Consider the following 12,538-nt stretch of genomic DNA (forward strand, 5'->3'; position numbering starts at 1 on the left):
TTGTCCCGCGAAGCGCCGCGCGGGCGGCGCTCGATCTCACAGGCGCTGAAAATCTCGTGACAAGCACCTGCAACCCACCCCCCGTTTCGGGGAAAACCGCTGGGGAATCCTCCCCAACCTGTTTCGTTTGCCGCTGCAACCAACTGAAAACAAAAGCAATCCGCTCCTGGCATACACCTTGCTCCAGCTCCCCGCAGAGATCCTGTGTCCCGGAGGTGCGGCATGTCTACACCACTCAAAGGCCCCATCCTGTCATCACTCGTTCTGGCCCTGCTCGGCTGGGCGTCGACCAGCGAGGCGGCCGTTCAGTGCCAGCGCACCCTGGTCGCCAACGTGGTGGCGCTGGACCAGCCACTGATGTTCAACCGCCTTGGCGCGCAAAACGCGAACGGCATGATGTTCGCCCTGCGCGAGGACGTGGTGGACGACAAAAACGTCCCTCTCAGCATGGGCGGGGCGGCAGTACCGGGCAAGGTCACCCTGCGCCCGGACAAGCGCCCACGGCCCATCGTGCTGCGCGTGGCCGCCGGTGACTGCCTTACGGTCAACCTGACCAACCTGCTCGACTACAAGGCCAACCCCAACAAGCACGGCATCGAAGCTGAAGAACCCGAGGGCGCAGAAGAGGGGCCGGAGCTCGAAAATGAAGCCGCTGAAGGCTTCGTCGCCGACGAACAGGTGGCCGAGCGCATGGTCGGCTTCCAGGTCAACGGCATGCAGGCGGTCAACAGCATCGCCGACATTTCTGCCTATACCGGGCGTAACGGCAACTTCTTCGTCAGCCCCGGCAGCACCCGCAGCTATACCTTGTACGCTGAACGCGAAGGCGCTTTTGCCGCTACCAGCAAAGCCGCCACCTTCGGCGGCGAGGGCACTGCGGGCAACGTTGCCAACGGCCTGTTCGGCCAGGTCGTGGTGGTGCCCAAGCTTGGCCGCACCTACCGCAATACCCTCACCGAAGAAGAAATGCGCCTGGCCACCACCGGCCGTACCGCCACCGGCCAGCCGGTGATCGACTACGAAGCCCGCTACCCGCAAATGCAGCCCTGGATCGCCGAAGGCAAGGCCGGCAAGCCGATCATTGCCATGGTCGACGGCAACCAGATCATCAACAGCGAAACCGATGCCATCGTCATGGGCCCCAACCCCGATGGCAGCTTCCCCAAATCCACCTACCCGCTGGAAAGCCTGGGCAAGCGCAACCCGGCACTGCCCAACCGCCTGGAGGCGTTCCGTGACTTCGCCTCGCAGTTCGCCGACGAGGTCGCCGGCACCCAGGCATTCCCTGGCTACTGGGCCGACCCGGTGATGGGCCATGTACTGGAACCCACCCGCGACTCGTTCATGATCAACTACGGTTCCGGTGGCATGGGCGCGGAAGTGGTGGCCAACCGCCTGGGCGTGGGCCCGATGCATGACTGCCTTTCCTGCGCCTATGAAGAGTTCTTCCTCAGTGCGCACACTGTCGGTGACGTCGGTACCCTGGTGGATGTGCCGGCCAACGTCGGCCTGGAGCACATCCGCCCGGGTGAAGTGCCACCGGCCAGCGCCGTCGGGGTCAAGGCCAGCATGGCCCTGTTCCCGGCGGAACCGGCCAACGTGCACCACAGCTACATCGGTGACTTCACCAAGTTCCGCAACACCCACAACGGCCATGAGCAGCACATCTTCCACTTGCATGGCCACCAGTGGCTGTTCAACCCCAATGACGACAACTCCGACTACATCGATGCCCAGGGCATTGGCGCTGGGGTCGGCTACACCTACGAAATCGCCAACGGCGGTTCGGGCAACCGCAACCGGGTGGCGGGTGATGCGATTTATCACTGCCACTTCTACCCGCACTTTGCCCAGGGCATGTGGGCCATGTGGCGGGTACACGATGTGTTCGAGGAAGGCACCCGCCTGGAGGTGAGCGGGCAGGGCGAGAATGGCTTCCACAGCACCCCGTTCGCCCTGCGCAGCGGCAAGCCGGCGGTTGGCGCCCGGGCCCTGCCCGATGGCGAGATCGTTGCCGGCACGCCGATCCCGGCTATCGTGCCGCTGCCTGGCAAGGCCATGGCGCCGATGCCAGGCAAGGTGGTGGTGGTACCGAAGCTGTCCGAAGCGCTGGTTGCCGCCAACGATGACGGCGAGCCCGAAGAAGACGAGGATGACGAGCCAGCCAACCAGGCGCCGGTGCGCAAGGCCATCGGCTCGCTGGTGCTGGTCGACCGCAGCGACGCCAACCGCAACGCCGACGGCACCTTGAAGAACCCTGGCTATCCGTTCTGGATTGGCGGCATGGAAAGCAGCGTGGGTAACCGCCCACCCACCCCGCCACTGGACATGCTCGACCCGGCCATGGCACGCCAGCTCAAGGAAAGCGGCAAGGCACTTTGGGCCAACCTCGACCCGAACCAGGTCGATGGCTGGGACGGCGGCCTGGGGCGCCACGCGCTGGACGGCGTATCTGCTGGCGGGGAAGCGGAAACCACCACCACCAAGCTCGATTTCACCAAGGTGGTACACAAGGCCAAGCCGATCTACCTGCCGGAAGAGGGTACCGATGTCGAGCAGGCGGCCATGCAGTTTCATGCGCTGGCCGAACACTCAAGCTTTGCCCTGATCCCGGGCAGCGCGCCGGTGGCCAAGGCGTTCCGCACCAACGGCGCCTTGCCGACTGCCGGCGCGCCGTTCTACGAACCGTGCATGGATGACCGGGGCAAGCGCCTGACCCAGTCTTCCGGGGCTGGTGAGTACTTCAGCGGCGACAACCTGTCGGGCCTGAACTTCCGTGGCGCCTCGGCCTTCACCGCCGACCGCCCCCGCATCTACAAGGGCGCCAACATCCAGTTCGACGCGGTGTACAACAAGGTCGGCTACCACTTCCCGCAAGCCCGCATCATCGCCCTGTGGGAAGACGCCTGGCCGGTGATCACCAAGCAGCGCCCGCCAGAGCCGCTGGTGATGCGCATGAACACCTTTGACTGCACCATGTACCAGCACACCAACCTGATCCCGAACATCTACGAGATGGACGACTACCAGGTGCGCACCCCGACCGATGTGATCGGCCAGCATATCCACCTGCCCAAGTGGGACCTGACCGCTGCCGACGGCTCGGCCAACGGCTGGAACTACGAAGACGGCATTCTCTCGCCCGGCAGCGTGGTCGAGCGGGTGCAAGCCATTCGTGCCTACAACGGCTGCACCCAGGGTGATAGCCGCGACGGCACCGCCGCCTGCCCGCAAGCCCGGCAGCACCCATACTTCGGCCGCTTCGGCCGGGCCGACTGGCTGGGCGCACGCACGGCCATGCAGCGCTGGTTCGCCGACCCGCTGGTGAACGTGTACAACGTCGACCGTGGCCTGGGCACCATCTTCACCCACGACCACCTTGGCCCATCGACCCACCAGCAACTGGGCCTGTATGCCACCGTGCTGGCCGAACCTGCCGGCTCCACCTGGTACCACGCCGAAACCGGCGAAAAACTGTACAACCCGGCCACGCGCCAGGACGGTGGCCCGACCTCGTGGCAGGCGGTGATCCAGACTGGTGACCGCGATGGCGACGGCAAGAACGACAGCTACCGCGAGTTCTTCCTGGAATACAGCGACTTCCAGCATGCCTACGAGGCCGGTGTGTACGTCGGCGCCGGGCCGGACGGCATCCCTGATGCCCAGTCGTACCCGGCGACTGCCGACAGCTTCCGCTACGCCATCAACCCACCGGTGCGCGGCAAGGCGTCGAACCTGCTGGAAGCCATCGTCGAGGAACGCGGCGGCATCAACCCGGGCTGCCCAAGCCGGCCCTGCCCGCAGGCAATCTCGGTGGATGACCCGGGCATGTTCGTCGTCAACTACCGCAACGAGCCGCTGGCCCTGCGCGTGTACGACCCAAACAAGGTCGGCCCGGACGGCAAGCGTGGCATGCAGGCCGACGGCCTGGCCGGCGACCTCAGCTACGCCCTGCAAACCCGTACCGACCGCGCCATCCCGGCGCTCCAACCTGGCACCGTCGGCAATCACCTCGGCGGTCGGCCCCACCGGCGGCACCACGCTGTTCCCGCCGCATATCAACACGGCCGGCAGCGAACCGGGCGACCCGTTCACCCCGATGCTGCGCACCTACTCCGGTGACAATGTACGCCTGCGCATGCACGCCGGCGGCCATGAAGAGGAGCACAACGTCACATTGCATGGCGTGAAGTGGCTGCAGAACGGCACCGGCTACGGCAACAGCTCCAACTCCGGCTGGAAGTCATCGCAGATGATCGGTATTTCCGAACAACTGGGTTTCATGGCGCCGGTGTCGCTGATTTCCAGCTCGGCGGCCAGCAACGGTGACTACCTGTATTCGCTGGATGCTGCCCTGGAGGGCTACTGGAACGGCATCTGGGGCATCATGCGCAACTACACCGCGCAGCGTGCCGACCTGTTCCCGCTGCCCAACAACCCGCAGCCGGTGGCCATGCGCAACACCGTCAACTTCGACGGCATCTGCCCGAAAACCACGGCCAACCCCAACGGCATCGGCAGCCGTCCCACCGTCAAGCGCAGCTACGAGATCGTCGCGGCACTGGCCAACGACATTCTCGAGAACCGCAACGGGGTCAGCATCAACGACCCGGCCGGTGTCGGCCAGCATGTCGGCGGCCCGCTCAAGGCCAATGGCGGCACTCTGGTGTTCAACAGCCGCAAGACCACCATCCCGCTGGTCAGTGGGGTAGACCCCGAAGATGGGGAACCCTTCACCATCGGTGGCCACAGCGCGCCGCTGCACGACCCGACCGCGATCCTGTACGTGCGCAAGGCCGACCTGGACGCCAACACCGGCAAGCTGAAGGCGGGCGTGCCCGTGGAGCCGCTGGTGCTGCGCGCCAACGCCGGCGAGTGCATCAGCATCACCCTGGAAAACCGCCTGCCGCTGGTGATGCCGGACCTGCCCAGCACAGCAGTGATGCACAACGTGGTCAAGCGTGACCGCTTCGACAGCGAGGGCTCCACCGCCTTTGCCAACAACCTGATGCGGCCGTCCAGCCACGTTGGCCTGCATGCGCAACTGCTGGCCTACGACATCACCAAGTCCGACGGCGCCAACGTAGGCCTGAACCCGGTGCAGACCGTGGCCCCCCGTGCTGGTGCCAGTGGTGCCTACCCGACCCGCACCTACCAGTACTACGCCGGCCACCTGGAGCGTGAAGGCAAGCCAGTGTCGCAACTGGGCCGTACGGTGGACAACATCAACACCACCGCCATTGAGTTCGGCGGCCTCAACCTGACCCCGTCGGACTTCATCAAGCAGCCGCAGAAAGGCCTGGTAGGTGCCATGAGCATCCTGCCGCAAACCGCCACCTGGACCGAGGACACGGCTACCCGTGCCCAGGCCACGGTGAAGGTTACCGGCCAGCCAGACTACCGCGACTTCGTCACGGTGTGGCAGCGCGCGCTGAACATGCGTTGGGCCGATGGCCGCCCGGTAGAAGGCATCAACACCGAAGGCAACGGCGCTGCCGGTGACCCGCAGGACAACGGCAACATGGCAGTCAACTACAAGACCGAGCCGCTGTGGCTGCGCTTCGGCATGGCCCCCGACTCGCCGTTCGGCCGCGCCAATGGCCTTGGCTTTGGGGATGTTCCCAACGCCCACATGGCCTACGCCAACGCCCTGGTCGGTGGCGACCCGCAAACCCCGGTGCTGTACGCCAAGCCTGGCCAGCCAGTGCGTAACCATATCGTGATGCCCAGTGGTGGCAGCCGCGGCATGGTCTACCAGCTGGACGGCCACATCTGGCCACTGCACAACTACCAGGCCGAAAAGAACGACGTCGACGGCTACCCGCTGAGCCTGCCCGGCATCGGCTCGGTGCGCTTCGGCTACAACCCGATGGCCATGTTCATCGGGGCCCAGGAGAGTGTGCTGCCGGCCGCGCACTTCAGCTTCATGCTGCCCAGTGCTGGCGGCGCCAACGCGGTGGCGGGTGACTACCTGTTCCGCGACTACGCCGCCTACGGCAACCTCTCGGGGCTGTGGGGGATCTTGCGGGTGACCAATGAAGCGCCGCCGGCAACGGCACCGGCGCAGTGAAGGCAAATGGGGGCGCGAAAATGAACAAGAAGACCCGCCTTGCGTACATGGGGGTAGCACTGGGGGCTGTGCTGATCGGCCTGGGCGTGGCCTATGAAAGCCTCTGGTGCGATCCGCGCGAGTATTTGCAGGGCTCTGCCGACCCGCAGGCCCTGCACCGGCTCAGCCGCGACGGTGTGACCGTGGAGTTCGAGGCTCGGCCGCTGGCGGGTGATGAGTTGCAGGAGGGCAGCTTCGCCAACATTCGTTTCAAGGTCAGCGACCAGGCCAGTGGCCAGCCGTTGTCGGGCATGGCCCCGGGCGCGTGGATCGACCCGACGCAGTCGGCCCCGGAGGGCGACCGCGACCAGAGCTGCAAGGCCCGTGTCGCGCTGTTCCTCAAAAGCAGCATCGGCGCCAGACCGTTGCTCGACCTGAACAGTTACTTCCTGTTGATGATGAACAAGGACGCCAGCCTGACGGTGATCGACCCGACTGTATCGGTGGGCGGTGTGACCAGCACCCTGGCCCGTATCGACCTGCCTGGGCGGCCTATGGACTGGGTGGCCACCGGTGACGACAAGCAGGTGTTCGTATCCATTCCCGAGCGCGGCAAGGTCTCGGTGATCGACACCGAAACCTTCACTCGCGTGGCCGACCTGGACGCTGGCGACCAGCCGCTGCGCGTGGCCCTGCAGCCGGACCAGCACCGGCTGTGGGTAGGCAACAACAGCAGCGATCCGACCAAGGGCGGGGTAACAGTGATCGATGTACCGGGGCGCGACACCCTGAAAACCTTCAACACCGGCAGCGGGCACCACGAGATCGCCTTCAGTGCCGATTCGCGCTACGCCTATGTCAGTAACCGCGACAGCGGCACCCTGAGCGTCATCGACATCCCGCAAATGCGCCTGGCCAAGACCATCAAGGTTGGCCCGCACCCGCTGGCGGTCAGCTATTCGGCGCTATCCCAGGCGGTGTATGTGGTCGATGGCGAGGAGGGCAGCGTGCGCGTGTTCGACGCCCACAACCACCAGCTGCGCCACACGGTCCAGGCCGAACAGGGCCTGGGGCCGATGCGTTTCAGCAGCGATGGCCGCTACGGCATCGTGCTCAATACGCTGGAGAATCAGGCACTGGTGATCGACGCCAGTACCGACAAGCTGATCCACCAGATCCCGGTGGCGGCCGAACCGTACCAGCTGACCTTCACCAAGGGCTATGCCTACGTACGCGGCCTGGCTTCGCCGAAGGTGAGCATGATCAACCTGGCCAGCCTGGGCGAAGGGCGCTCGCCGATCATCCAGGGCTTCGAGGCCGGCCCGGCAGCGCCACGCCAGGCTGGGGAGCTGCCGCTGGCGCAGGGGCTGTCGGTGTCCCGCGACGACAATTCGGTGTTCGTGGTCAACCCGGTGGACAACACCACCTACTTCTATGCCGAAGGCATGAACGCACCGATGTCCGGCTACAACAACCGTGGCCACCAGGCCCGCGCCGCCATCGTCGTCGACCGCAGCCTGCGGGAGCTGGCGCCGGGGGTGTACGGTTCGACAGTGAAGATGCCCGCTGCCGGCAAGTTCGACGTGGCCTTCCTGCTCAACCAGCCACAGATCATCCACTGCTTCAGCACCGACGTGGCCGTAGCGCCGAATGCCGGCAAGCGCAAGGGCGCGCATGCCGAGTTCATCGGCCTGGACCGGCCGTTGTCGCAGCACAGCGCCATTACTGCACGGGTGCGCATCGTCGGCGACGACGGCGAACCGCGCCTGGGCCTGAGCGACCTGAGCCTGCGCTACTTCCTGGCGCCTTCGTCGATGCCGCGCAACCTGCAGCTGGAGGAGGTGGGCGAGGGCATCTATCAGGCGGCCCTGAACCTGCCCGAAGCCGGCGCCTGGTACCTGCATGTGCAATCGCCGTCGCTGGGGCGCAGGTTTGCCGAAGAAAACTACACCAGCCTGCGCGTCCTGCCGGCCGCAACGTCCAACGCTTCCGAAATTGAGGTGAGGAACCTGCGATGAACGCCAAGCATGTTTGCAAACTGTTGGCCCTGAGCCTGGCTTTTGCCGGCAACCTGGCCCTGGCCCATGGCGGCCACGATCATGATGGCCACGGCGCAAAGCCGCCGGCGGCGCGCCAGGAAAAGGCCAGCGTGCGCTTTGCCGATGTCTCGCTGCTGAACCAGGACGGCATGCCGGTACGCCTGGAAAAAGACCTCGTCGGCGACCACCTGGTGGTCATGGGCTTCATCTACACCAGCTGCACCACGGTGTGCCCGGTGGTGTCGTCGATCATGGGCAAGGTCCAGCAGCAGCTGGGTGGCCGGGTAGGGCAGGACATTCATCTGGTATCGATCAGCGTCGACCCGCAACGTGACGACGCCAAGCGCCTGCAGGACTACGCCAAGGCTTTCCAGAAGGGGCCGGGCTGGAGTTGGCTGACCGGCACGCCGTATGCGATCAGCGAAACCCTCAAGGGCCTGGGCAGCTTCAGCGCCGACCTCACCCAGCACCCGCCGCTGATCCTGGTAGGTGACGGTCGCAGCGGGCACTGGACGCGTTACTACGGCTTCACCGACCCGGCAGTGCTGATCGACGAAATCAACCGCCTCGGCGCCCGCCGGGTGCATGCCAAGAGCACGGCGATTGCCGACCATCACGAGGTGCAACCATGAGTCAGACAAGCTCCCGCCGCGCAGGCATGCGCGGTTTTGACTGGCTGGTGCTGGGCGGCTGCCTGTGGATCCTCGCCTCGGTGGCCTTGGCCCATCAAGGCCATGCCCCGCAGGCGCCAGAACCGCAGCCGGCCCCGCAGGCGATGACCAGTGGCGGTGGCACCCGTGATGCCCAGACCTGGTTCACCGACACTGTGCTCCAGGACCAGAACGGCCGCGAGCTGCGCTTCTATAGCGATGTGCTCAAGGACAAGGTAGTGATGCTCAACGTGATCTTCACCCACTGCACCGACGCCTGCCCGCTGATTACCCGCAAGTTGCGCGAAGTGCGCGAGACCATGGGGCCGCAGTTGGCCAGCCAGGTGACCTTCGTGTCGATCAGCAGCGACCCGCTGAACGACAGCCCGCAGGTGCTCAAGGCGTTTGCCGAGAAGCAGGGCGTGGACGGGCCCAACTGGTTGTTCCTGACTGGTGAAAAGGCCAATGTCGACCTGGTGCTCGGCCGCATCGGCCAGTTCCTGCCCAGCCCTGAGCAGCATTCGACACAGCTGATTGCCGGCGATGTGGCTGGCAAGCGCTGGAGCAAGATCCGCCCGGATGCACCGCCTGCGGCGATTGCCCAGCGCATGCAGTTGCTGGCCCTGCCTTTGGCAGGGCGGTGAGCATCATGAATGCCTTGGCGGCCTTGTGCTGTTGCTGCCGGCCTCATCGCCGGCAAGCCAGCTCCCACAGGGACCGTAGTGCCCCTGAAGGCAATGTTGTCCCTGTTGGGAGCCGGCTTGCCGGCGATGAGGCCAGAACAGGCTGGAAGAGTCTTGAACACAATCCTGGCGCTGCTTGTTGGTCTGGTGGTCGGTACTCCAGCTTTTGCCCTCGATCTCACCGCCACTGAACAAGCCGGGAAACGCCTCTACCGCGAGGGCGTCTCCAGCAGCGACGCACAGTTGCAAGCCCGGGTCGGCGCCAGCGACATGACGGTCCCCGCCAGCGTGCTGCCCTGCGCCAGCTGCCACGGCAACGATGGCCGCGGCCGGGCCGAAGGTGGTGTGCGCCCGCCCAGCCTCGACTGGCAACGCCTGGCACAAGGCCAGGGCGAACGCGAGGTCAACGGCCGCCGCTACCCGGCCTACAGCGACAGCAGCCTGGCCCGGGCCATTCAACGCGGTGTCGACCCGGCCGGCAATCGCCTGGACCCGGCCATGCCACGCTTCGAACTGACCCTGGCCGACCAGCGCAACCTCACGGCCTACCTCAAGCGCCTGGCCCAGGAGCGCGACCCCGGTGTGGAGGAAGACGTGTTGCGCCTGGGCACCTTGCTGCCGGGATCCGGCCCGCTGGCCGAGGCCGGGCAAGTGGTGCGTGCGGTGCTGGAAGACGGCCTGGCCCAGCTCAACCAGCAAGGCGGCATCCACGGGCGACGCCTGGTACTGGTTGCCCTTGACCCTGGCGCCGACCCGGCCAGTGGCGAACGGGCACTGCAGCAGTTGCTGGAGCAGGAGCGGGTGTTTGCGCTGATCGCGCCATTGGCACCTATGCTCGATCAGCACCTGGCCAGCTTGCTGGCGCCCCACAATGTACCGCTGATCGGTAGCACCCCCCGCAGCGGCGGCAGCGTACAGATTTTCGACCCCTTGCCCGGCTTGCCAGCGCAATTGCTGAGCCTGGCGGGCCATGCTCGCTCGGTGTTGCACCTGGCCACGGGTGACCTGCGTGTGGTGTATGCCGGCGACGAGCAAGCGGCGTTGGCCGAGCAAGTGCGCGAACGCCTGCTTCAGCAGGGCTGGGCACCACCTGCTGTCCAGGCCTTTGCTGGCCAGGCTGTGGACGGGCAAGGCATTGTCTTTCTGGGCCGTGCCCAGGCCTTTGCCGAATTGGCCTCGGCGTTGCAGGCCGCCGGCCGCCGGCCCTACCTGTTTGCCGCCTCGAGCCAAGTGGCCGGCGCCGTGGCGCGCTTGCCCGAGACGTGGTCGCAACAGGTGTTCCTGGCCTATCCCTATGTGCCCGAGGACTGGACCGAGCAGGGCCTGGCGACGCTTGCCGGCCTGCAGCAGCGCCAGGGCCTCGATGCTCGCCAGGCGTCGTTGCAGGTCGACACCCTGTGCGCCCTGCGCCTGTTGAGCGAAGCGTTGAAGCAGACTGGCCGTGACACCAGCCGCGAGCAGCTGATTGCCGCGCTGGAAGGCCTGCATGATGTGTCTACCGGCCTGACCCCGGCCCTGGGCTTCGGCCCCGGTCGCCGCCAGGGCATGGCCGGTGCCCATGTGGTGGCCGGTGGCCCTGCCCGGGCCGCGCTTCACCGCGGTTACCCCGTACCGGCCACTGCCGGACAGCCCTTGAGCGGAGGTTGCCATGCGTGTTCTGTTGTTGTGCCTGTTGCAGGTGTTGGCCAAGGCAAGCTGGGCCGATATGGCGGTGGCGCGGGTCAATGGCGTGGAGATCGAAAGGGCGCGCCTGGAGCGCTATTTCAGCGAGTACCTGGACGCCCAGGGCCGCGCGGTTGCCAGCATCCGCAACCCGACCCTGTACCAGCGCCTGCGCGACCAGGCGCTGGGTGAGCTGATCGACAAGGAGTTGTTGTGGCAAGAGGCCCAGCGCCGCGGCATAGCCATCAGCGACGAACAGGTGTCGGCGCATGTGAGCGAGGTCGAGGCCGCGCTTGGCAGCCCGGCAATCTTTGAACGGCGGCTGGCGGAAGCGGGCTTCGATAGGGCACAGTACAATGAGTACACCCGGCGCGAGCTGGCCGCGCAGCAGGTGTATGCCCAGCTCGAGTGCGGTCGCCGCGCCCAGCCAGGCCGAAGTCGAGGCATTCTATGATGCCAACCGGGAAACCTTGCAGGGAGCGCAACAAAGTGACAAGCCTTCGGTCATACGCGAACAGGGCCTGGTCCTGGCCAGGACCACGCTCATCGGGCAGCGAGAGGCGCAGGCGCGTCAGTCCGTGCGCCAACGTTTGCGCGCGTCCGCTAATGTGGAGATTGCCGACTGAGGTCGCTGATGGCGTTTCCCCAATACTGGGGAATAACGAAATGGCATGGTGCCATCAGTTTCCCCGCATATGGGGAACGCCGCGGGTGCGCCTGCCTGCCGCGGTCCAGATGTTGCTTTATACCTTTGGTAAATCAATGATTTACAGTGGTGCAGCATGACTATTCACGCCTGGCACGAAGCCTGCTCAAGCCTGTACAGGGGCGCACTTCGCAGACCGGGTTACCGGGCAGTTCTTGGGAGTCGACCTTGGTGAACAGAGTATTGGTAGTCGATGACGAACAGACCCTTGCGCAGAACCTGCAAGCGTACCTGCAGGCGCAAGGCCTGGAAGTTCATGTTGCCCACGACGGTGCCAGTGGTATCGAGCAGGCTGCAAGCCTGGCACCGCAAGTGATCGTGCTGGATTACCGCTTGCCCGACATGGAGGGTTTTCAGGTTCTGGAGAGCGTACGCAGGAACAGGCAGTGCCACTTCGTGCTGATTACCGCCCACCCCACCGTAGAAGTACGTGAGCGGGCCGCCGAACTGGGTGTGAGCCATGTCCTGTTCAAGCCGTTCCCGTTGGTGGAACTGGCCCGTGCGGTCTTCGACCTGATGGGCATCGAGCGCCGGCGCAGGGCCGAGGACAACCCGGCTGAAGGGTTCGTCGAACGACGCCAGAACAGGAACGAATCGTTCCCCCTGCAGTTGTACGATGGAAGCTGGGTGTTGGCTGACCGCCGCCGTAATGGCGCCAAGCCCCCAGGGCCCGACGACGAACAACTGCTCACAGGGGAATAGCGGCGCCCGCACCCCTGGCCGAGCCAGCCTGCGACGCGCCCCTGAGC

At 65.6% G+C, this 12,538-nt stretch carries 4 protein-coding genes and 3 pseudogenes; all 7 read left to right on the top strand.

All coding sequences use genetic code 11. The features are described from left to right. Window positions 1-222: 222 nt before the first annotated feature. A pseudogene (gene mnxG / locus QIY50_22620) lies at window positions 223-6,070 on the top strand (manganese-oxidizing multicopper oxidase MnxG). A gap of 20 nt (window positions 6,071-6,090) precedes the next feature. Continuing rightward, window positions 6,091-8,067 (top strand): YncE family protein, encoded by a 1,977-nt coding sequence (locus QIY50_22625; protein ID WGV20065.1) that lies wholly within the window; start codon window positions 6,091-6,093, stop codon window positions 8,065-8,067. Further along, window positions 8,064-8,720: an SCO family protein gene (locus QIY50_22630; GenBank protein ID WGV20066.1), complete on the top strand. Its 657-nt coding sequence runs from the start codon at window positions 8,064-8,066 to the stop codon at window positions 8,718-8,720. The genes QIY50_22625 and QIY50_22630 overlap by 4 nt, the downstream gene beginning before the upstream one ends. After that, a complete protein-coding gene (locus QIY50_22635; GenBank protein WGV20067.1) occupies window positions 8,717-9,382 on the top strand; it encodes an SCO family protein in 666 nt (221 codons plus the stop codon). Before QIY50_22630 ends, QIY50_22635 begins: the two co-directional genes overlap by 4 nt. A gap of 126 nt (window positions 9,383-9,508) precedes the next feature. Next, window positions 9,509-11,057, top strand: a pseudogene (locus tag QIY50_22640) (ABC transporter substrate-binding protein). A 12-nt stretch (window positions 11,058-11,069) separates the two neighbouring features. Further along, window positions 11,070-11,709: pseudogene (locus tag QIY50_22645) on the top strand (SurA N-terminal domain-containing protein). A 248-nt stretch (window positions 11,710-11,957) separates the two neighbouring features. Beyond that, the gene (locus tag QIY50_22650; GenBank protein ID WGV20068.1) at window positions 11,958-12,491 is read left to right on the top strand and encodes a response regulator; all 534 of its coding nucleotides are present in this window, start codon (window positions 11,958-11,960) and stop codon (window positions 12,489-12,491) included. Window positions 12,492-12,538: the final 47 nt, after the last annotated feature.

Origin of the sequence: Pseudomonas putida (genome assembly GCA_029953615.1) — a bacterium.
Classification (GTDB): domain Bacteria; phylum Pseudomonadota; class Gammaproteobacteria; order Pseudomonadales; family Pseudomonadaceae; genus Aquipseudomonas.